Origin of the sequence: Pseudomonas sp. 2725 (genome assembly GCF_050434585.1) — a bacterium.
In the GTDB taxonomy this organism is placed as follows: domain Bacteria; phylum Pseudomonadota; class Gammaproteobacteria; order Pseudomonadales; family Pseudomonadaceae; genus Aquipseudomonas; species Aquipseudomonas jessenii.
The window spans coordinates 377994-400411 of record NZ_JBNDIV010000004.1 but is presented as its reverse complement, the minus strand read 5'-3'; the positions used below and the strand labels follow the sequence as shown (position 1 = coordinate 400411).

The following is a 22418-nucleotide window of genomic DNA, read 5'->3' as shown; positions in this document are numbered from 1 at the left end:
AAATAAAACCCTACAGCCGAGGGGGAAATATAAAGAGGGCATGGAGATAAATTCCCTCAATGGTCATGAAAGTGTCGGCATTATGCCCCAAGGTGTCACGGCTTGTGCCGTGCGCGAGCATCCTGATCGGCTATTTTTTTACCGACGGTAGGCGTGGTGGCCCAGAGAGTCAGGCAATCGGCGGCTTAAACTGCTAAAGTGCCGCCCGTTATTACTTAAGAGGATTGTTCCAATGGCGACTAACCGTTCCCAGCGTCTGCGCAAAAAACTGTGCGTCGATGAATTTCAAGAGCTGGGTTTCGAACTGAACCTGGATTTCAAAGAAGATTTGGCTGATGAAGCCATTGATGCTTTCCTCGACGCGTTCCTCAAAGAAGCCATGGAAGCCAACGGTCTGGGCTATGTTGGCGGCGATGACTACGGTCTGGTTTGCCTGCAGAAGCGTGGCTCGGTCAGCGCTGAACAGCGCGCTGCCGTTGAAGCCTGGCTCAAAGGCCGCACCGAGCTGACCAGCGTTGAAGTCAGCCCGCTGCTGGACGTCTGGTACCCGGAAAAGCCGATCAATCCGGTAGCTTGATGTTCTGAAAAAAACGGCGACCCGAGGGTCGCCGTTTTTTTTGCTTTTTTTGCAGGAGCGAGCTTGCTCGCGATGAACCTGAGAGTGCTGCAGGGTCTCAGGTTTCCAGCGTTATCGTTGACGACCATCGCGAGCAGGCTCGCTCCTCCAGTTCAGGATCAGCAGTGTCACCACCCCCGCGACAATCCCCCAGAACGCCGAACCGATGGAAAACAGCGTCAGCCCCGATGCCGTGACCATGAAGGTGATCAGCGCGGCTTCACGTTCCTTCACTTCGCTCATGGCGATGCTCAAGCCATTGATGATCGAGCCGAACAGCGCCAGCGCCGCAATCGACAGCACCAGTTCCTTGGGCAGCGCGGCAAACAATGCCGCGAGCGTCGCGCCGAACACGCCGGCAATCCCGTAGAAGATCCCGCACCAGACCGCCGCGGTGTAGCGCTTGTTACGGTCTTCATGGGCGTGCGGACCGGTGCAGATCGCTGCGCTGATCGCCGCCAGGTTGATCCCGTGGGAACCGAACGGTGCCAACAGTAAACTGGCGATGCCGGTGGTGGTGATAAGCGGCGAGGCGGGTACCGTGTAGCCATCGGCGCGCAATACGGCGATGCCGGGCATGTTTTGTGAGGTCATGGCGACGACAAACAGCGGGATGCCGATGCTGATGGTCGCGGCCAGGGAGAAATGCGGTGTGGTCCAGACCGGCGTGGCCACTTCCAGGTGGAAGCCGCTGAAGTCCAATAACCCCATGAAGCCTGACAATGCCGTGCCGATCAGCAATGCCGCCAACACCGCATAGCGCGGCGACAGGCGCTTGACCACCAGATAAGTGACGAACATCCCCAGTACCAGGGCAGTGCGGTGTTGCGCTGCGACGAAAATCTCGCTGCCGATCTTGAACAGGATCCCCGCCAGCAGGGCGGCGGCCAGGGATGCCGGAATCTTTTTCACCAGTCGTTCGAAGCTGCCGGTCAGCCCGCAAATCGTCACCAGCACCGCGCAGGTAATATAGGCACCAATGGCTTCGCCGTAGCTCACGCCGCCCAGGCTGGTGATCAGCAGCGCTGCGCCCGGGGTCGACCAGGCAATGGTGATCGGCGTGCGATAACGCAAGGACAGGCCGATGGAGCACACCGCCATGCCGATGGAAATCGCCCAGATCCACGAAGAAATCTGCCCGCTGCTCAGGCCCGCCGCTTGCCCGGCCTGGAACATCAGCACCAGGGAGCTGGTGTAGCCGGTCATCATGGCGATGAAGCCGGCGACGATGGCCGAGGGCGAGGTGTCGGCCAGCGGGCGGATTTGCGTGTGGGTGGCGTCGTTCATGACGGCGGTGTTCCTTTTACAGATGAAGATGTCCGCTGCAACACGAACTCTGTGGGAGCGAGCTTGCTCGCGATAACGGTGGATCAGCCAACAGAAGTGCTGAATGTGACGCCGCCATCGCGAGCAAGCTCGCTCCCACAGGGATCGCGTTACAAGGGCGGATTCTGTGAACAAGCCTAAACTCAAAAGTAACCAGACGTTGCGATACAGCCGAGGCAACATTCAGCCGTACAGTCGTGTTGCCACCCTCCATTGTGTACAATCGCAGTGTTTTTTACGCGATACTTGCCAGCGACCCACTGTGCCGTATTACAGTCACGGTCAATTCGCCGCAGTTCTTCCGACTCGAGTGCCCATGAACGAACAGTTGCAACCCCTAAAGAAACAACCGCGAGCAGGCAAAGCCGGCCGCAGCGGTACCCAGGACGATATTGTCTACGCGCATATCTTCGAGGCCATCCTCGAGCAGCGTCTGGCGCCCGGCACCAAGTTGAGCGAAGAAGCGCTGGGGGAAATTTTCGGGGTCAGCCGCACCATCATTCGCCGCGCCTTGTCGCGCCTGGCCCATGAAGGCGTGGTGCTGCTGCGTCCGAATCGCGGCGCCGTGGTCGCCAGCCCGAGCGTCGAAGAAGCCCGTCAGGTGTTCATGGCCCGCCGTCTGGTCGAGCGTGCGATCACCGAATTGGCGGTTCAGCACGCTACCGCCGAGCAGATTGCCGAGTTGCGCCAGATGGTCAACGATGAACGCGACAGCTTCTCGCGCGGTGATCGCGGTGCCGGTATCCGTCTGTCGGGCGAGTTTCACCTGAAACTGGCCGAAGCGGCGAAGAACGCCCCGTTGATCAGCTTCCAGCGCAGCCTGGTGTCCCAGACGTCGCTGATCATCGCCCAGTACGAAAGCGGCAACCGTTCCCATTGCTCCTACGACGAGCACACCCAGTTGATCGACGCCATCGAAAAGCGCGACGCTGAACTGGCGGTGAACCTGATGATGCATCACATGGATCACATCGACAGCAAACTCAACCTCGATGAGGAAAGTGCGTCGGATGATCTGCATGCAGTGTTCTCGCATTTGTTGCAGACCAAGAAGCCTGGGCGTTCGCCCGCGAAAATCTGATCTGTGTGAGCGAGCTTGCTCGCGATGGTCGTTAACGATTACGCGGGAAGCCTGACATCCCGTGGCGCCCTCAGGTTCATCGCGAGCAAGCTCGCTCCTACAGGGCATAAAAAATCCCCCGGAATCTGACGATTGCGGGGGATTTTTTATGCCCGAAGAAATTTACCGCTGATGCACCAGATTCCCCGCTGCATAGGTCTGCTGCACAGTCCGGTCATCCCCCAGGGTCATCAACACAAACAATGTCTCGGCGATGTTATTGGCCTGCTTCAGGCGATAGCTCAGCAGCGGCGTGGCGTTGTAGTCCAGCACCAGGAAGTCGGCGTCGGTGCCCGGTTGCAGGTTGCCGATCTTGTCTTCCAGGCGCAATGCGCGGGCGCCGCCGAGGGTGGCCAGGTACAGCGACTTGAACGGGCTCAGGCGTGCACCTTGCAGTTGCATGACCTTGTAGGCTTCGTTGAGGGTTTGCAGCAGCGAGAAACTGGTGCCACCACCCACATCGGTGCCGATACCGACATTGAGCTTGTGCTTCTCGGCCATCGGCAGGTTGAACAGGCCGCTGCCGAGGAAGAAGTTCGAGGTCGGGCAGAACGAGATGGCCGAACCTGTTTCTGCCAGTCGCGCGCACTCGTCATCGCACAGGTGCACACCGTGGGCGAACACTGAGCGCTCGCCGAGCAACTGGTAGTGATCGTAGACGTCCAGGTAACCCTTGCGCTCCGGGAAAAGCGCCTTGACCCACTCGATTTCCTTGAGGTTTTCGCTGATGTGGGTCTGCATGTACAGATCCGGGTATTCGGTCAGCAGCTGGCCGGCCAGGGTTAGCTGTTCCGGGGTGCTGGTCGGTGCGAAGCGTGGGGTGACCGCGTAGTGCAGACGACCCTTGCCGTGCCAGCGCTCGATCAGCGCCTTGCTTTCCACATAGCTGGATTCGGCGGTGTCGGTCAGGTAGTCCGGGGCGTTGCGGTCCATCATCACCTTGCCGGCGATCATCCGCAGGTCGAGCTGCTGGGCCGCTTCGAAGAACGAGTTCACCGATTGCGGGTGCACGCTGCCGAATACCAGCGCAGTGGTGGTGCCGTTGCGCAGCAGTTCCTTGATGAAAATGTCCGCGACCTGGTCGGCGTGGGCCTTGTCGGCGAACTGGCTTTCGCACGGGAAGGTGTAGGTGTTGAGCCAGTCCAGCAGTTGCTCGCCATAGGCGCCGACCATGCCGGTTTGCGGCAGGTGGATGTGGGTGTCGATGAAGCCGGGGGTGATCAGTGCATCCTGGTAGTGGGTGATTTCGACGTCAGCCGGCAGGGTCGGCAGCAGTTCGCTGGCGTGACCGAGGGCGCTGATCTGGCCGTTATCCACAACCAGCAAGCCGTCTTCGAAATACTCGTAGGAGGCTTCGATGCCAACGACGGCTGGGTCGGCGATGCTGTGCAGGATGGCGGCGCGGTAGGCTTTGCGAGTCAGAGGCATGAGAATTCTCAGTTGGAGGCTTGGCTGCGGCGTGAGGCAGGCAGCAGTTTGGCAATCGATCCGGCGCTGGAGGTTTGCTGGCCGAAGTTCGCGTTATAGGTGGCGATGATTTCGCCGGCGATGGAGATGGCGATTTCCACAGGCAGCTTGCCTTTGACTTCGCCGATGCCCATCGGGCAGCGCATGCGTTGCACGACGCTGTTGTCGAAACCGCGGTCGCGCAGGCGATGTTCGAACTTCACCCGTTTGGTCTTCGAACCGATCAGGCCGAAGTAGGCGAAGTCGTTGCGCTTGAGGATCGCAGCGGTCAGTTCGAGGTCGAGTTGATGGTTGTGGGTCATCACGATGTAGTAGCTGCCGGCCGGCAGATCATCGATTTCATCCACCGGTTCTTCGCTGACGATCTTGCGCACGCCATGGGGGATCTGCTCGGGGAATTCATCCTCCCGCGAATCGATCCAGCGCACCCGGCAGGGCAGGCTGGCCAGCAGTGGCACCAGGGCACGGCCGACGTGGCCGGCACCGAACACGGCGATCTGCGCCTGAACCTGGCCCATCGGTTCGAACAGCAATACGGTCGCGCCACCGCAGCACTGGCCGAGGCTGGCGCCGAGGCTGAAGCGCTCCAGATGGGTGTCCTGCTTGCCGCTGACGAGCATCTCGCGAGCGATCTTCATGGCCTTGTATTCCAGGTGCCCGCCACCGATGGTGTCGAAGCTCTGGTTCGCGCTGATGACCATCTTCGAGCCAGCGTTGCGCGGCGTCGAGCCGAGCTCTTCGATGATGGTAACCAGCACGCAGGGCTCACCCTGGTTTTGCAGGTCGGCGAGGGCGTCGATCCAGTTGTACATGTTCACCTCGACATCTGTGTGTCTGTTAGTCCGCCATCGCGAGCAAGCTCGCTCCCACATTGGATTTGTACAGGTCCATCAGTCAGCACATAACCCTGTGGGAGCGAGCTTGCTCGCGATAGCCGCACCTCGGTCCTAGAGCGAAGCCAACTCGGTCTCAGCCTCGACAGCCTTCGCCGCCTTCAACTGGCGCATCTGCTCACAGCCCCACAACACTCGCTCCGGCGTCGCCGGGGCGTCGATTTTCGGTTGATGCCGGTAATCGCCCAGGCTCGCCACGGCGTCCTTGATCGCACACCACGAGGCGATGCCGAGCATGAACGGCGGCTCGCCCACAGCCTTGGAATGGAACACCGTGTCTTCGGGGTTCTTGCGGTTTTCCACCAGCTTCACCCGCAGGTCCAGCGGCATGTCCGCCACGGCCGGGATCTTGTAGCTGGCCGGGCCGTTGGTCATCAGCTTGCCCTTGTTGTTCCACACCAGCTCTTCCATGGTCAGCCAGCCCATGCCCTGGATGAAACCGCCCTCGACCTGACCGATGTCGATGGCCGGGTTCAGCGAGGCGCCGACGTCGTGGAGGATGTCGGTGCGCAGCATCTTGTATTCGCCGGTCAGGGTGTCGACCAGCACTTCGCAGCACGCCGCGCCAAAGGCGAAGTAGTAGAACGGACGGCCGCGAGCCTGGCTGCGGTCGTAGTAGATTTTCGGGGTCTTGTAGAAGCCGGTGCTCGACAGCGACACCTGGGCGAAATACGCCTGCTGGATCAGCGCTTCGAAGGTCAGGATGTGATCGCGAACCCGCACGTGGCCGTTGTGGAATTCCACGTCCTCTTCGCTGACCTTGTACTGGCGAGCCGCGAATTCCACCAGGCGTTGCTTGATGGTTTCGGCGGCGTTCTGCGCGGCCTTGCCGTTCAGGTCGGCGCCACTGGACGCGGCGGTCGGCGAGGTGTTCGGTACTTTGTCGGTGTTGGTCGCGGTGATCTGCACGCGGTCCATTTCCACCTGGAACACTTCGGCCACGACTTGCGCGACCTTGGTGTTCAGGCCCTGGCCCATTTCGGTGCCACCGTGGTTCAGGTGGATGCTGCCGTCGGTGTAGACGTGCACCAGGGCACCGGCCTGGTTGAGGAAGCTGGCGGTGAAGGAAATACCGAATTTCACCGGGGTCAGTGCCAGGCCTTTTTTCAGGATCGGGCTGTTGGCGTTGTAGCGACGGATCGCTTCGCGGCGCTCGGCGTATTGGCTGCTTTCTTCCAGTTCCGCGGTCATTTCCTCGAGCATGTTGTGCTCGACGGTCTGGTAGTAGTGGGTGACGTTGCGCTCGGTCTTGCCGTAGTAGTTGGCCTTGCGCACGGCCAAAGGATCCAGGGCCAGATGGCGAGAGATGGCATCCATCACTTCTTCGATGGCGACCATGCCTTGCGGGCCGCCGAAACCACGGTAGGCGGTGTTCGACGCGGTGTTGGTCTTGCAGCGGTGACCGTTGATGGTCGCATCGCCCAGGTAGTACGAGTTGTCCGAGTGGAACATCGCGCGGTCGACGATCGACGCCGACAGGTCAGGGGAACAACCGCAGTTGCCGGCCAGTTCCAGGTTGATGCCGTGCAGGCGCCCGGTGCTGTCGAAGCCCACGTCGTACTCGACATAGAACGGGTGACGCTTGCCGGTCATCAGCATGTCTTCGACCCGTGGCAGACGCATTTTGGTCGGCTGGCCGGTGAGATGCGCGATCACCGCGCACAGGCATGCAGGGCTGGCCGCCTGGGTTTCCTTGCCGCCGAAACCACCGCCCATGCGACGCATGTCGACGACGATCTTGTTCATCGACACGTCCAGCACTTCGGCCACCAGCTTCTGCACTTCGGTGGGGTTTTGCGTGGAGCAGTAGACGATCATGCCGCCGTCTTCGGTCGGCATCACCGAAGAGATCTGGGTTTCCAGGTAGAAGTGTTCCTGGCCACCAATGTGCAGCGTGCCCTGGATGCGATGTTCGGCAGTGGCCAGCGCAGTGGCCGAATCGCCGCGTTTGTGGGTGTGGCTGTCGAGTACGAAGTGGCGCTTGCGCAGGGCTTCGACCACGTCCAGCACAGGCTCCAGGTCTTCGTATTCGATGATCGCGGCCATCGCCGCCTTGCGCGCGGTTTCCAGGTCTTTCGCCGCCACGGCGATCACCGGTTGACCAACGAATTGCACGGTATCGATCGCCAGCAGCGGATCGCCCGGCAGCAGCGGACCGATGTCCTTCAGGCCTGGCACGTCCTCGTGGGTGATGGCGATGCGCACGCCTTCAAAGGCGTAGCAGGGCGAAGTGTCGATGCTGATGATCCGGGCGTGGGCACGGTCCGACATGCGCGCATAAACGTGCAACTGGTTCGGAAACTCCAGGCGGTCGTCGATGTATTGCGCTTCACCGGCCACATGCTTGGCGGCGCTGTCGTGCTTGACGCTGCGGCCGACACCGGTGGTCAGGTCCTTGGCGAACAGTTCAGCCAATTCGGCTTGGGTCTTCTCTACGGCGTGATGATTAGACATAAGCGGTCACCCGAGTCTCGATGTGCGGTGTTTGCAGTTCGATGAAGTATTTGCGCAGCAGGTTCTGTGCGCTGAGCAGGCGATATTCCTTGCTGGCGCGGAAGTCCGAGAGCGGCGTGAAGTCTTCGGCCAAGGCAGCGCAGGCGCGTTCGACAGTGGCGTTGTTGAATGGCGAACCGAGCAATGCGGCTTCGCAGGCTGCGGCGCGTTTCGGGATGGCGGCCATGCCGCCGAAGGCGACGCGGGCTTCAGCGACGACGCCGTTTTCCAGGCGAATGTTGAAGGCGGCGCAGACTGCCGAGATGTCATCGTCTAGGCGCTTGGAAACCTTGTAGGCGCGGAACAGTTTTTCGACGCTGGCGCGGGGCACGATGATCTTCTCGATGAACTCGCTTTCCTGGCGTGCCGTGACGCGGTAATCGATGAAGTAATCTTCCAGCGCCAAGGTACGGCGGGTTTCGCCTTTGCACAGCACGATTTGCGCACCGAGGGCGATCAGCAGGGGCGGCGAGTCACCAATCGGCGAGGCGTTGCCGATGTTGCCACCCAGGGTGCCCTGGTTGCGGATCTGCAAGGACGCGAAGCGGTGCAGCAATTCACCGAAGTCCGGGTACTCGGCGTTCAAGGCCTCGTAGCAATCGGAAAGGGATGTGGCGGCGCCGATTTCCAGGCGATCGTCAAAGCGGTCGATGCGCTTCATCTCGGCGACGTTGCCGACGTAGATCATCACCGGCAGGGTGCGGTGGAACTGCGTGACTTCCAGCGCCAGGTCAGTACCGCCGGCCAGCAGGCGGGCCTGTGGATAAGCGTCGTAGAGATCGGCCAGGTCGGCCACGGTCAGCGGCACCAGGCAGCGCTTGTCGCCGCTATTGAGTTCGCCGATATCGGTCGGGGCAATGGCTTTCAGGCGTGCGATGGTGTCGGCCTCGCGGGCGTCGAACTGGTCCGGTTGCTTGGCGCAGCAGGACTGCTCGGCGGCTTCCAGGATCGGCCGGTAGCCGGTGCAACGGCAGAGGTTGCCGGCCAGTGCTTCGTGGGCCTTGGCATGATCCGGTGCATCGCTGTTCTTTTGCAGGGCAAACAGCGACATCACGAAACCGGGGGTGCAGAAGCCGCATTGCGAGCCGTGGCACTCGACCATGGCTTTCTGCACGCTGTGCAGTTCACCTTTGTGCTTGAGGTCTTCGACGCTGATCAGTTGCTTGCCGTGCAGGGACGACACGAAGGTCAGGCACGAGTTGAGGCTGCGATAGCGAATGTGTTCGCGGCCGTCATCATCGGTCTGCAATTCGCCGACCACCACGGTGCAGGCGCCGCAGTCACCGCTGGCGCAGCCTTCTTTGGTGCCGGGCTTGCCCACATGGTCGCGCAGATAATTGAGCACGGTCAGGTTCGGGTCCAGGGCGTGCTCGCTACGGAGTTCCTGGTTTAGTAAAAACTGGATCACGGAAGGCCTCGCAGACTCATTATTGTTGTTAACCGATAGGAACTGAATTTAGCAGGTCTGACTTTTCGGTCAATGATTTTCTGACTTAAAGGTCAGGAAATTGCAATTTGTCGATTAACCACCTGTTCCTTAATTATTGTCGCTGGTTCGATAGCCTGCTTTTTTGCTTGAATTTGCTTGAATCGTGCCAAAAACCTCCGGGCGGGCACTCCGCCCTGACGCAGCAATTGCGCTACACTGCGCCGCTTGTACAGATCAAAGAGTTTGAAGGACAACCATGACGTTCAAGGCGCCGGACAGCCTCGCCGAGCAAATCGCTCACCACCTCGCCGAACGCATCATTCGCGGCGAAATGAAGCCCGGAGAGCGCATCCAGGAACAGAAGGTCACGCTGGCCCTCAACGTCAGCCGTGGTTCGGTCCGCGAGGCCTTGCTGATCCTCGAGCGTCGGCACCTGATCGCGATCCTGCCGCGACGTGGCGCCCACGTCACCGAGCTCACACCGCACAAGGTGCAGAGCCTGTGCACGCTGATGAGCGAACTCTATATCCTGCTCGGTAACTCCGTGGCCAGCGGCTGGAAAACCCAGGCCGACATGGCGCCGTTCGTGCAGATCCAGCAACGCCTGACTGCCAGCTACGAGCGTCAGGACATCCGCACTTTCGTCGACGACAGCTTCAACGTGATGCGCGCCGCGTACCCGTTCGCCAACAACCCGTACTTGCAGGAGACAGTCGAGAATCTGCAGCCGGCCATGAGCCGGGCGTATTTTCTCGCGCTGGAGCAGCGCAAAGCGTCGATGAGCGAATTCCTCGAGCTGTTCGAGCGCTTGCTCGCTGCCGTGCTGGCCCGTGACTTCGTGCAGATTCGCGAAGTGCTGACGGCTTACGCCCAGCGCAGTTGCGATCTGGTGATATCCGCCTTGACGGACGCCTGAACTTGCGGCTCAAGTGCATCAAGCTGGCGGGGTTCAAATCCTTCGTCGACCCGACCACGGTGAACTTCCCCAGTAACATGGCGGCGGTGGTCGGGCCCAATGGCTGCGGCAAATCGAACATCATCGACGCCGTGCGCTGGGTGATGGGCGAGAGTTCGGCGAAGAACCTGCGCGGCGAATCGATGACCGACGTCATCTTCAACGGCTCCACCAGCCGCAAGCCGGTGAGCCAGGCGAGTATCGAACTGGTGTTCGACAACTCCGACGGCACCTTGCTCGGGGAGTACGCCGCTTATGCGGAAATCTCCATTCGCCGCAAAGTGACCCGCGACAGCCAGACTACCTATTACCTCAACGGCACCAAATGCCGGCGCCGCGACATCACCGACATCTTCCTCGGCACCGGCCTTGGCCCGCGCAGCTATTCGATCATCGAGCAGGGGATGATCTCCAAGCTGATCGAGTCCAAGCCCGAAGACCTGCGCAACTTCATCGAAGAAGCCGCCGGTATCTCCAAGTACAAGGAGCGCCGGCGCGAGACGGAAAACCGCATCCGCCGCACCCACGAGAACCTTGAGCGCCTGACCGACCTGCGCGAAGAGCTTGAGCGTCAGCTCGAACGCTTGCACCGCCAGGCCGAGGCCGCCAAGAAGTATCAGGAATTCAAGGGCGAGGAGCGTCAGCTCAAGGCCCAGCTGTCGGCCCTGCGCTGGCAGGCGCTGAACGATCAGGTCGGCCAGCGTGAAGCGATCATCGGCAACCAGGAAGTTTCTTTCGAAGCCTTGGTGGCCGAACAGCGCAATGCCGACGCAAGCATCGAGCGCCTGCGTGACGGGCACCACGACCTGTCGGAGCGCTTCAACCTGGTGCAGGGGCGCTTCTACTCGGTCGGCGGCGACATTGCCCGGGTCGAGCAGAGCATCCAGCACGGTCAGCAGCGTTTGCGCCAGTTGCAGGATGACCTGAAAGAGGCCGAGCGCGCGCGCCTGGAAACCGAATCGCACCTGGGCCACGACCGCACGTTGCTGCTGACCCTCGGCGAAGAGCTGGACATGCTCACCCCGGAGCAGGAAGTCACCAGCGCCGCCGCCGAAGAGGCCGCTGCCGCGCTGGAAGAATCCGAAATCACCATGCACGGCTGGCAAGAGCAGTGGGATACGTTCAACCTCACCGCCGCCGAGCCGCGCCGTCAGGCCGAAGTGCAGCAATCGCGGATTCAGCAGCTGGAAACCAGCCTGGAGCGCCTGGCCGATCGCCAGAAGCGTCTTGGCGAAGAACGCGCCTTGCTCTCGGCGGACCCGGAAGACGCGGCGATCATGGCGCTCAGCGAGCAGCTCGCCGAATCCGAAGCGACGCTCGAGGATTTGCAGACCAGCGAAGAAGCCCAGGTCGAAAAGCTTGAGCAGTTGCGTCAGGAATTGCAGCAAGCGCTGACCGCGCAGCAGCAGGCGCAAGGCGATTTGCAGCGCCTCAACGGTCGACTGGCTTCACTCGAAGCTTTGCAGCAAGCCGCGCTCGACCCGGGCACCGGTACCGCCGAATGGCTGCGCGAACAGAATCTTGCGAATCGCCCGCGCCTGGCAGAAGGCCTGAAGGTTGAGGCCGGTTGGGAACTGGCGGTGGAAACCGTGCTGGGTGCCGACCTGCAAGCGGTGCTGGTGGACGACTTCAACGATTTCGATCTGTCCGGGTTTGCCCAGGGCGACTTGCGCTTGCTCAGCCCGTCCAGCGATGGCGTACGGGTGCCGGGCAGCCTGCTGGACAAGGTCGAGGCGCAGCTCGATCTGTCGCCATGGCTGGGGCAGGTCAAGCCGGTGGACAGCCTCGAACAGGCCTTGGCCTTGCGCAGTCAATTGGCTGCCGGGCAGAGCCTGATCAGCCGCGACGGTTACTGGGTCGGTCGGCATTTTCTGCGGGTGCGTCGGGCCAGTGAAGCGGAAAGCGGCGTGCTCGCCCGGGGTCAGGAAATCCAGCAACTGGGCCTGGAGCGCGAAGAGCGCGAAGCCGCTGTCGAAACCCTGGAAACCCGACTGCAGAATCTTAGGGCACAGCAGCGTCAGCAGGAGAACGGTCGCGAACATCTGCGCCGTTTGCTGCAGGATGAAGCACGTCAGCAAGGTGAATTGAAGGCTCAATTGTCTGCCGGCAAGGCCAAGGCCGAACAATTGACCCTGCGCCGTACCCGCCTCGACGAAGAGCTCATCGAACTCGATGAGCAGCGAGCGCTGGAACACGAAAACATCGGCGAAGCGCGCCTGCAATTGCAGGAAGCCCTCGACAGCATGGCGCAGGACACCGAGCAGCGTGAGTTGCTGCTGGCCCAGCGCGACAGCCTGCGTGAGCGTCTGGACCGGGTGCGTCAGGAAGCGCGGCAGCACAAGGATCACGCCCATCAGCTGGCGGTGCGTCTGGGCTCGCTCAAGGCGCAGCATGATTCGACGCGCCAGGCGCTGGAGCGGCTGGAGATGCAGTCTGAGCGCCTGACTGAAAAACGCGAGCAACTGAGCCTCAATCTGGAGGAGGGCGAAGCGCCACTGGAAGAGCTGCGCCTGAAACTCGAGGAGTTGCTCGACAAGCGCATGACCGTCGACGAAGAACTCAAGACCGCGCAGATCGCCCTCGAAGATGCCGACCGCGAACTGCGTGACGCCGAGAAGCGCCGCAGCCAGGCCGAACAGCAATCCCAGTTGATTCGCAGCCAGCTCGAAACCCAGCGCATGGAATGGCAAGCCCTGACCGTACGCCGCAAGACTTTGCAGGACCAATTGCTGGAAGACGGCTACGATCTCCACGGCGTACTCGCGACACTGACTGCCGAGGCCAGCGAGAAGGAAGCCGAGGAAGAGCTCGAGCGCATCGCCGCCAGGATCCAGCGTCTGGGCGCGATCAACCTGGCGGCCATCGATGAGTACCAGCAACAATCGGAGCGTAAGCGTTATCTGGATGCGCAGAACGACGATCTGGTGGAAGCCCTTGAAACCCTTGAGAACGTGATTCGCAAGATCGACAAGGAAACCCGCAACCGTTTCAAGGATACCTTTGATCAGATCAATGGCGGTTTACAGGCGCTTTTCCCAAAAGTTTTCGGTGGAGGCCGCGCGTATTTGGAACTGACGGGCGAAGATCTACTCGATACAGGGGTAACAATCATGGCGCAGCCGCCAGGAAAGAAGAACAGCACCATCCATTTGCTCTCCGGCGGCGAAAAGGCCCTGACCGCATTGGCTCTGGTTTTTGCGATCTTCAAGTTGAACCCGGCGCCGTTCTGCATGCTCGATGAGGTTGACGCGCCACTGGATGACGCTAACGTTGGACGCTACGCGCGATTGGTAAAAGAGATGTCACAGACAGTGCAGTTCATCTATATCACCCACAACAAGATCGCCATGGAAATGGCCGAACAACTGATGGGTGTGACGATGCACGAACCCGGTTGTTCACGTCTGGTGGCGGTGGATGTCGAGGAGGCGATGGCGATGGTGGATGCCTGAGTCGTGGTTGTAGGAAGAGTGTTTGCGGTTTGTAGGACTCTTTTCCTGGCTTCGACTTGCTGGCCAATCGACATATTCGCGCTAGCCAACGTGGTAGACGGTGTAAAGTTGCCTTTGGTCGTGCTAGTTTAATGTCAATTTTTCGTATACGTGGGCAAAACGCCTGTCAGAACATAGAGTTGGCGCCACGTTTTAAAGCGGTTTGCAGGTTGTAAACCCCTTATTTTTCAGCATTTTTTATAGAGGCACGGGATTACATGGAAATCGGTCTGCGCGAGTGGCTGATCGTCATCGGCATTATTGTCATTGCCGGTATTCTTTTCGATGGCTGGCGCCGTATGCGCGGCGGCAAGGGAAAACTGAAGTTCCGTCTTGATCGAAGTCTGTCCAACCTGCCGGACGAGGACAGCAGCGCCGAGCTGCTGGGCCCGCCGCGCGTGCTGGACGCACATAAAGAGCCGCAACTGGACGAGCAGGATCTGCCGTCGGTGAGCATGCCGGCCCGGGAGCCTCGCGAGTCGGGCTCCAAACGCGGCAAGCGTGGCCACAGCGAGCCTTCCCAGGGCGACATGAACCTCAGCCTGGATCTGGACGGCGGCCCGAGCTTCAGCAGCCGCGACGACGATTTCCCGGACGACACCAAGTCCGCGCCAGCGGTCAACGACAAGGATCAGCCGCAAGCTGAAGAAGTGCTGGTGATCAGCGTGATCTGCCGCGACGCTGCCGGCTTCAAGGGCCCGGCGCTGTTGCAGAACATTCTGGAGAGCGGTTTGCGTTTCGGCGAGATGGATATTTTCCATCGCCACGAAAGCATGGCCGGCAACGGTGAAGTGCTGTTCTCCATGGCCAACGCCGTCAAGCCTGGCGTATTCGACCTGGACGACATCGACCACTTCAGCACCCCGGCGGTGAGTTTCTTCCTGGGCCTGCCAGGTCCTCGCCATCCGAAGCAAGCCTTCGACGTGATGGTGGCAGCGGCGCGTAAACTGTCCCAGGAGCTCAACGGTGAGCTCAAGGACGACCAGCGCAGCGTGCTGACCGCCCAGACGATCGAGCACTACCGTCAGCGCATTGTCGAGTTCGAACGCCGCGCCCTGACCCAGAAACGTTGATTGAAATGGTTATTCCCGCGCGGTGCGCGGGATGATCGGCAAAACAGATTGAGCAGCCTCGGCTGCTCTTTTGCTTTATGAGAGAACACCCATGACCGCCGCCAAGAACCGTATTTTAGAGCTGCGCGCTGAGCTGGATCAGCACAACTATCGTTACCACGTGCTCGACGAACCGAGCATTCCGGACGCCGAGTACGACCGCTTGTTCAGCGAGCTCAAGGCTCTGGAAGCGGCCAATCCCGAACTGATCACCAGTGACTCGCCAACCCAGCGAGTGGGCAGCGCGGCGCTGTCGGCGTTTACCCAGGTGCGTCACGAAGTGCCGATGCTCAGTCTGGGCAACGCCTTCGAAGAAACCGACATGCGTGAGTTCGACCGCCGGGTGACCGAAGGCCTGGACCTGCCGGCGGGCGACCTGTTCGGTGGCGGCGCAACCGTTGAATATAGCTGTGAGCCCAAGCTTGATGGGCTGGCCGTCAGCCTGCTGTATCAGGATGGCGTGCTGGTGCGCGGCGCGACCCGCGGCGATGGCACCACCGGCGAAGACATCAGCGTCAACGTGCGCACCGTACGCAACATTCCGCTCAAGCTGCACGGCACCGGCTGGCCGGCGACCTTGGAGGTGCGCGGCGAAGTGTTCATGTCCAAGGCCGGTTTCGAGCGGCTCAACGCCACGCAACTGGAAGTCGGCGGCAAGACCTTCGCCAACCCGCGCAACGCGGCGGCGGGCAGTTTGCGCCAGCTGGACTCGAAGATCACCGCCAATCGCCCGCTGGAGTTCTGCTGCTACGGCATCGGCCAGGTGTCGGCGGACATCGCCGATACGCACATCGGCAATTTGCAGCAACTCCAGGCCTGGGGCATGCCGATCAGTCATGAGTTGAAACTGGCGCACGGCATCGCCGAGTGCCTGGATTACTACCGCGACATCGGTGAGCGTCGCAGCGCGCTGCCGTATGAAATCGACGGCGTGGTGTTCAAGGTCAACAGCATTGCCTCCCAGCGCGAACTGGGTTTTCGTGCTCGTGAGCCACGTTGGGCCATCGCCCACAAATTCCCGGCGATGGAAGAACTCACCGAGCTGCTCGATGTGGAATTCCAGGTCGGCCGCACCGGGGCGGTGACGCCGGTGGCGCGTCTGAAACCGGTCAAGGTCGCGGGCGTCACGGTGGCCAACGCCACCTTGCACAACATGGACGAAGTCGCGCGCCTGGGCCTGATGATCGGCGACACGGTGATCATCCGCCGTGCCGGTGACGTGATTCCGCAAGTGGTGCAAGTGGTCATGGAGCGTCGTCCGGAAAACGCCCGACCAGTACAGATTCCCGAGCAATGTCCGGTGTGCGGTTCCCATGTCGAGCGCACGCAACTGATCAAGCGCAGCAAGGGGCGCGAAACGGTCAGTGAAGGCGCGGTGTATCGCTGCGTCGGTCGGCTGGCCTGTGGTGCGCAACTCAAACAGGCCATCATTCACTTCGTGTCCCGTCGCGCCATGGACATCGAAGGCCTGGGTGAGAAGAGTGTCGAGCAACTGGTCGACGAAGGCTTGGTGAGCTCGCCTGCGGATCTGTACGCCCTGACCTTCGAGCAGATCGTCGATCTGGAAGGCTTTGCCGAACTGTCGAGCAAGAACCTGCTCGGCGCCATCGAAGACAGCAAGAGGCCGGGGCTGGCGCGGTTCATCTACGCCCTGGGGATTCCTGATGTCGGCGAGGAGACAGCCAAGGTCCTGGCCCGCTCCCTGGGTTCGCTGGAGCGGGTGCAACAGGCCTTGCCGCAGGTGCTGACGTACTTGCCGGATGTTGGCCTGGAAGTCGCGCACGAGATCCACAGTTTCTTCGAGGATGAGCATAACCAGCAGGTGATCGCTGATTTGCTCAGGCATGGCCTGCAGATTCAGGATCAGGGCGAGTTGGGTGCCGAGTTTTCGGCGAGCACCACGCTGGGCGGTTTCCTCGACAAACTGCATATCCCCTTGGTAGGGCCGGGCGGGGCGCAGAAACTGGCGGACAAATTCGGCTCGCTGCAGGCGGTGATCGATGCTGACTGGCTCGATATGCGCCAGGCGCTGCCGGAAAAACAGGCCAATTCGGTGCGCGAGTTCTTCGCGGTCGAGGCCAATCGCCAATTGGCCGAAGCGGCGGAGAAGCAACTGGCCGATTTCGGCATGCACTGGCAGAGCGAGAAGAAGGTCGTTGAAGGCTTGCCACTGGCCGGGCAGACCTGGGTGCTGACCGGCTCCCTGGAACTGATGAGCCGCGATGTGGCCAAGGACAAGCTCGAAAGCCTCGGCGCCAAGGTCGCCGGCTCGGTGTCGGCCAAGACCCATTGCGTGGTGGCTGGGCCGGGTGCCGGTTCGAAGTTGACCAAGGCCAATGAGCTGGGCTTGAAAGTGCTGGATGAAGAGGCACTTATCAAAACGTTGCGCGAGTATGGCAAGACCGATTAAAGGCGCGATTTAAATGTGGGAGCGAGCTTGCTCGCGATGAGGGCGTTACTGCCGACATTAATATAGGCTGATCTGCCGCCATCGCGAGCAAGCTCGCTCCCACAGGTGTTGCGCTCGACTTGCTATCAGGTGCAAGCATTCCATTCGCACCATGGGAGCAATCATTTCTTGGAAATGATCTAGTCTTGGCAAGCCCCAGGGAGAGATCGCCATGTACCCTTTCTTCGAGCAACTCAGCTCGCGCATCGCCGCGCCGTTCATGGGCGAAAGCTCGCGCAACAGCAAGGTCTGGTCCTGTCGTTGCGGGCAGTCGCTGTTCTTTCGCAACAGCCAGTGCCTGGCCTGTTCAGCGGCGTTGGGTTATCAGCCGGAGCAGAGTCGCTTGTCTGCGCTGCAACCGGGTGTGCAGGCAGGCACCTGGCGGCTGGATGCCGATCCCGGGGCGGGCCTGTTTCGACGCTGCGCCAATCTCGACTCCCCGGCGGCCTGTAATTGGTTGCTGCCTGCCAATGACCGTGACGTCTTGTGCATTGCCTGCAGCCTCAATCGCACCATTCCTGACCTATCGATAGCCGACAACCACGAGCGCTGGCGCAAGGTGGAAACCGCCAAGCGGCGTCTGGTCGCGCAACTGGTCAGCCTGGGGTTACAGGTGATTCCCAAAGCCGTCGATGAAGACGCGGGCCTTGCCTTCGATTTCATCGGCGTGGACCTCGAAGGCAAACCGCCCACTACCGGGCACGCCAATGGCCTGGTCACCCTCGATATCAAGGAAGCCGACGATGCGCACCGTGAGCAGGTGCGAGTGCAAATGCGCGAACCCTATCGCACGCTGCTCGGGCATTTTCGTCACGAAGTCGGGCACTACTATTGGGATCGATTGATCGCCCATGGCCAGTGGCTTGAGCCTTTTCGCGGATTGTTCGGCGATGAGCGCGCCAGCTATGCCGAAGCCCTCGAGCGGCATTATCAGCAGGGCGCACCGCTCGACTGGCAGCAGCACTACGTCAGCGCCTATGCGACCATGCATCCGTGGGAAGACTGGGCGGAAACCTGGGCGCATTACCTGCACATGATGGATGCGGTGGACACCGCGCTGGGGTTTGGCATGAGTGCCCGGGAAATGGACTTCGACTATCAGCCGTTTCCACCTCAAACCCTTTACGATCCGCAGCATCCCGGCGGCGCGGCGTTCCTGTCGTTCGTCAATGCCTGGATCGAACTGGCCGGCATGCTCAACGAATTGTCACGCAGCATGGGGCAGCCGGATTTCTATCCGTTCGTCCTGCCGCCAGCGGTCATTGCCAAGCTGCACTTTATTCACCTGGTGATTCAGCAGGAGGGCGGCAGGGCGGACGAGGTGCTTGAGGCGCAATAGCAAGTGCTTGAAGCCCCTCATGTTTTTAATCCGAAACCAACGGTTGTAACTTCGCCTCAGATAGGTACAATGGCGCGGCTCGCCGACAGGTGAGCGTCGTTATGGTGACCCTATCGGTCCCCCCGCAACGATCAGCCGTGAACCCGGTCAGGCCTGGAAGGGAGCAGCCGCAGCGGTGACATTGTGTGCCGGGGTGTGGCTGGTAGGGTTACCACCTTAACGCCACGCGAGTGTTCTCTCGCGTTATCTTTCTGAAATCAGACTTTCGCTAGCTGCCAGGATCTTCTCCGGGGCGGTTTTTTGCCGTTTGCGGTTTATCCACAGCCGCAGGCTCGCCACCGATATACAGCCGAACAACCTCATCGATCTCCCCGGACATCTTCATTCGCGCCAAGGTGCGCAGGATGCTCTGCACCGGGATCTTCGGGTCGTTGCGAACGTAGCAACCGATTTGGTTTTCCTGCAGCACTGCCACGCCTTGCAGTTGCTGCTCCGGCAGCAGGCGGTGATTGAACCAGTCCAGGCTCCATTGATTGCTGACGGCATAGCGATTGCGGCCGGCCAGGAGCTTTTCCAGCACTTGTTCCTGATTGCGTGCGTCGTCGCGCTGCAGTTGGCCGGTGTCGAACAGCGGCTGCAGGGTCGGGTAGCTGTAACCGAGCACGGTGCCAATGGGCTGTTCCGGCAAGTCGGCGGGGTTGACTGCGCCGGGCGGCGCATGCCGGGTGATCAACAAGTCAGGTTGAATGAAGAGCGGGATGCTCCAGAGATAATCGTCAGGCTGATCGGGCAGCCACGATTGCGCGGCATAACAGCGGACATCGACCTCGCCTTGCGCCATGGCGTTTTCCACCCGCCCGCGAGGCAACACATGGAATTCGGCCGGCACGCCGACCTGAGTCGCGAGGCTGAGCATCACGTCATACAGGATGCCCTGGGTCGGCTTGCCCCGTTCAAGCTGCACCATGGGCATGGTCCAGCTGTCGGATATCACGAAGCGCAGCGGTGCTTGCGCAGCCACGCCGTCCAGGCTGATCAACAGCAATGCCCCCAAGGCCAGCCGCATAAACACTCCGTTAAAAGCCCCCGATGTGCAGCTTAGCCACAATACACGAGCGCACCGGATGCAATTTGTCCCTTGCTCCGCTAGCATTAGCCGCTTCTGCTTCCTTCGCTGCGACGGTTTTCGATGAGTTATCAGGTTCTTGCACGTAAATGGCGTCCGCGCTCGTTCCGCGAAATGGTCGGCCAGACCCATGTGCTCAAGGCTCTGATCAATGCCTTGGACAGCCAGCGGCTGCACCACGCCTATCTCTTTACCGGTACCCGTGGGGTCGGCAAGACCACCATCGCGCGGATCATTGCCAAATGCCTTAACTGCGAGACAGGTATCACTTCGACCCCCTGTGGCGAATGCTCGGTGTGTCGCGAAATCGACGAAGGCCGCTTTGTCGACCTGATCGAGATCGACGCCGCGAGCCGTACCAAGGTCGAAGATACCCGCGAACTGCTCGACAACGTGCAGTACGCCCCGAGCCGCGGGCGCTTCAAGGTCTACCTGATCGACGAAGTGCACATGCTCTCCAGCCATTCCTTCAACGCACTGCTCAAAACCCTTGAAGAGCCGCCACCCTACGTCAAGTTCATCCTGGCGACCACTGACCCGCAGAAACTTCCTGCAACGATTCTGTCGCGGTGCCTGCAGTTCTCCCTGAAGAACATGACGCCGGAACGCGTTGTCGAGCACCTGACCCACGTACTGGGTGTCGAGAACGTGCCGTTCGAAGACGATGCGCTGTGGCTGCTGGGCCGTGCCGCCGACGGGTCGATGCGTGATGCCATGAGCCTGACCGACCAGGCGATTGCCTTCGGTGAAGGCAAGGTCATGGCCGCCGACGTGCGGGCGATGCTCGGGACCCTCGATCACGGGCAGGTCTACGACGTCCTGCATGCCCTGATCGAAGGCGATGCCAAGGCGTTGCTCGAAGCCGTCCGCCATCTGGCCGAACAAGGCCCGGACTGGAACGGCGTGCTTTCGGAAATTCTCAATGTGCTGCACCGCGTTGCCATCGCCCAGGCCTTGCCGGAAGGTGTCGATAACGGTCACGGCGACCGCGATCGCGTGCTGGCACTGGCCCAGGCGTTGCCGGCCGAAGACGTGCAGTTCTACTACCAGATGGGCCTGATCGGGCGCCGCGACCTGCCGCTGGCGCCGGATCCCCGGGGCGGTTTTGAAATGGTGTTGCTGCGGATGCTGGCGTTCCGGCCCGCAGACACCGCGGATGCCCCGAGGCAACCGCTAAAGCCAGTGGGGATCAGCCAGGCCACAGTTGATTCCGCAAACTCAGTGGCTGCCGCGCCAGTTGTTGCGCCGGTAGTCGCTGCGGCCGTTGCACCGATAGCGGCTGCGCCAGTGGCAGCTCCAGTGCCTGCACCGGAACCGGTTGCGCCAGTCGTTGTGCCAGAACCTGCGCCTGTGCCTGTGGTTGAAGCGGTCGTGGTCGAAGAGGTTGTCGACCTGCCGTGGAATGACCCGGTCGAGCCAGCGCCCGTCCAGCAACCGGCGGCAGAGCCGGTGCTGGAAACCGCCAGCGAACAACCCGAATTACCGCCAATGCCGTTGCCGACGCCGGACAGCGTGGTGCCGGACGCCCCGGAGTGGGCCGCCGCGCCGATCCCGGAACCTTCGGTGGCCGACGTCGATGCCGCGACGCCGGGCATGGACCTGGATGACGAGCCGCCGCTGGACGAGGATTACATCGAGCCGGACATGGATTCGGCCTACAGTTACCTCGACGAACTGGCCAGCGAGCATGCCGCCGACCCGGCTCCGGAGCCCGAGCCTGAGCCCGCGGCGATGCCGGCCACCGGTCTGGCCCTGCAATGGCTGGAGCTGTTCCCGAAATTGCCGATCTCCGGCATGACCGGCAGTATCGCCGCCAACTGCACGCTGATCGCGGTCGATGGCGACAATTGGCTGATGCACCTGGACCCGGCCCACAGTGCCTTGTTCAACGCCACTCAACAGCGGCGCCTCAACGATGCGCTGAACCAGTATCACCAGCGCACGCTGACCCTGAGCATCGAGCTGATCAAGCCCGAGCAGGAAACCCCGGCACAAGCGGCTTCGCGCCGCCGCGCCAACCGTCAGCGCGAGGCAGAGGAATCGATCCACGGTGATCCGTTCATCCAGCAAATGATGCAGCAGTTCGGTGCAGTGGTCCGTAACGATACTATTGAACCTGTCGACGCCCTGGTCACTCAGGGCTAATAACTGAAGGCACCTGGCCGCATGGGCCGGGCGCTGTTTTAATCCAAGTACTTTTGAGGTGATTACCATGATGAAAGGTGGCATGGCCGGCCTGATGAAGCAGGCGCAGCAGATGCAGGAAAAAATGGCCAAGATGCAGGAAGAACTGGCCAACGCCGAAGTCACCGGTAAGGCCGGTGGCGATATGGTCACCGTGGTGATGACCGGTCGTCATGACGTCAAGAGCGTGACCATCGACCCAAGCCTGGTCGAAGGCATGAGCGAAGACGACAAGGAAATGCTGGAAGCGGTCATCGCATCCGCGGTCAACGATGCCGTGCGCAAGATCGAAGCCAACAGCCAGGACAAAATGGGCAGCATGACTGCCGGCATGCAACTGCCGCCGGGCATGAAACTGCCATTCTGATTCGCCTTCAGGCGGCAGATGAGTTACAAAAATGCCAGGCATAGCGCCTGG

At 61.0% G+C, this 22418-nt stretch carries 15 protein-coding genes and 1 other RNA gene; 10 read left to right on the top strand and 6 right to left on the bottom strand.

Annotated features, from left to right (window positions below; all coding sequences use genetic code 11):
- Positions 1–232: 232 nt before the first annotated feature.
- On the top strand, positions 233–577 hold the full coding sequence (locus tag ABIE16_RS13205; RefSeq protein ID WP_007971486.1) for a YggL family protein: 345 nt from the start codon (positions 233–235) through the stop codon (positions 575–577).
- 111 nt (positions 578–688) lie between these two features.
- On the opposite strand, the gene ABIE16_RS13200 is transcribed toward ABIE16_RS13205, so the two are convergent.
- A complete protein-coding gene (locus tag ABIE16_RS13200; protein ID WP_218496750.1) occupies positions 689–1903 on the bottom strand; it encodes a benzoate/H(+) symporter BenE family transporter in 1215 nt (404 codons plus the stop codon).
- 355 nt (positions 1904–2258) lie between these two features.
- On the opposite strand from ABIE16_RS13200, the gene ABIE16_RS13195 reads away from it, so the two are divergent.
- Positions 2259–3023 (top strand): GntR family transcriptional regulator, encoded by a 765-nt coding sequence (locus ABIE16_RS13195; RefSeq protein WP_007971481.1) that lies wholly within the window; start codon positions 2259–2261, stop codon positions 3021–3023.
- A gap of 162 nt (positions 3024–3185) precedes the next feature.
- On the opposite strand, the gene guaD is transcribed toward ABIE16_RS13195, so the two are convergent.
- From guaD to xdhA, 4 genes are all read right to left on the bottom strand, one after another.
- On the bottom strand, positions 3186–4490 hold the full coding sequence (gene guaD, locus ABIE16_RS13190) for a guanine deaminase (RefSeq protein WP_218496748.1): 1305 nt from the start codon (positions 4488–4490) through the stop codon (positions 3186–3188).
- A gap of 8 nt (positions 4491–4498) precedes the next feature.
- Entirely contained in the window at positions 4499–5341 is an 843-nt protein-coding gene (gene xdhC, locus ABIE16_RS13185; RefSeq protein WP_218496738.1) for a xanthine dehydrogenase accessory protein XdhC, read from the bottom strand.
- 135 nt (positions 5342–5476) lie between these two features.
- Positions 5477–7876, bottom strand: a complete 2400-nt coding sequence (gene xdhB, locus ABIE16_RS13180) for a xanthine dehydrogenase molybdopterin binding subunit (RefSeq protein ID WP_150758869.1) — start codon at positions 7874–7876, stop codon at positions 5477–5479.
- Positions 7869–9323, bottom strand: coding sequence for a xanthine dehydrogenase small subunit (xdhA, locus tag ABIE16_RS13175; protein WP_057715687.1), 1455 nt, complete (start codon positions 9321–9323; stop codon positions 7869–7871). Before xdhA ends, xdhB begins: the two co-directional genes overlap by 8 nt.
- Positions 9324–9600: 277 nt before the next feature.
- Between xdhA and ABIE16_RS13170 the strand changes: the two genes are divergently transcribed.
- The 6 genes from ABIE16_RS13170 (at position 9601) to ffs (ending at position 18898) form a co-directional block, all read left to right on the top strand.
- Positions 9601–10260, top strand: a complete 660-nt coding sequence (locus ABIE16_RS13170) for a GntR family transcriptional regulator (RefSeq protein WP_057715686.1) — start codon at positions 9601–9603, stop codon at positions 10258–10260.
- Positions 10261–10262: 2 nt separating this feature from the next.
- On the top strand, positions 10263–13751 hold the full coding sequence (smc, locus tag ABIE16_RS13165) for a chromosome segregation protein SMC (RefSeq protein WP_218496735.1): 3489 nt from the start codon (positions 10263–10265) through the stop codon (positions 13749–13751).
- A 257-nt stretch (positions 13752–14008) separates the two neighbouring features.
- Positions 14009–14863, top strand: coding sequence for a cell division protein ZipA (gene zipA, locus ABIE16_RS13160; protein ID WP_008050196.1), 855 nt, complete (start codon positions 14009–14011; stop codon positions 14861–14863).
- Between the two features lie 91 nt (positions 14864–14954).
- Positions 14955–17312 (top strand): NAD-dependent DNA ligase LigA, encoded by a 2358-nt coding sequence (gene ligA, locus ABIE16_RS13155; protein ID WP_218496733.1) that lies wholly within the window; start codon positions 14955–14957, stop codon positions 17310–17312.
- Positions 17313–17523: 211 nt separating this feature from the next.
- Positions 17524–18690 (top strand): zinc-binding metallopeptidase family protein, encoded by a 1167-nt coding sequence (locus ABIE16_RS13150; protein ID WP_218496730.1) that lies wholly within the window; start codon positions 17524–17526, stop codon positions 18688–18690.
- 111 nt (positions 18691–18801) lie between these two features.
- Positions 18802–18898, top strand: an RNA gene (gene ffs / locus ABIE16_RS13145) — signal recognition particle sRNA small type.
- A 60-nt stretch (positions 18899–18958) separates the two neighbouring features.
- Here the strand turns inward: ffs and ABIE16_RS13140 are convergent.
- On the bottom strand, positions 18959–19756 hold the full coding sequence (locus tag ABIE16_RS13140; RefSeq protein ID WP_057715682.1) for a substrate-binding periplasmic protein: 798 nt from the start codon (positions 19754–19756) through the stop codon (positions 18959–18961).
- 123 nt (positions 19757–19879) lie between these two features.
- Between ABIE16_RS13140 and dnaX the strand changes: the two genes are divergently transcribed.
- Together dnaX and ABIE16_RS13130 are read left to right on the top strand one after the other, a co-directional pair.
- Entirely contained in the window at positions 19880–21961 is a 2082-nt protein-coding gene (gene dnaX, locus ABIE16_RS13135; protein ID WP_057715681.1) for a DNA polymerase III subunit gamma/tau, read from the top strand.
- Between the two features lie 67 nt (positions 21962–22028).
- Complete coding sequence (locus ABIE16_RS13130) at positions 22029–22367, top strand: YbaB/EbfC family nucleoid-associated protein (protein ID WP_007971455.1); 339 nt, start codon at positions 22029–22031, stop codon at positions 22365–22367.
- The last annotated feature ends 51 nt before the right edge of the window (positions 22368–22418 follow it).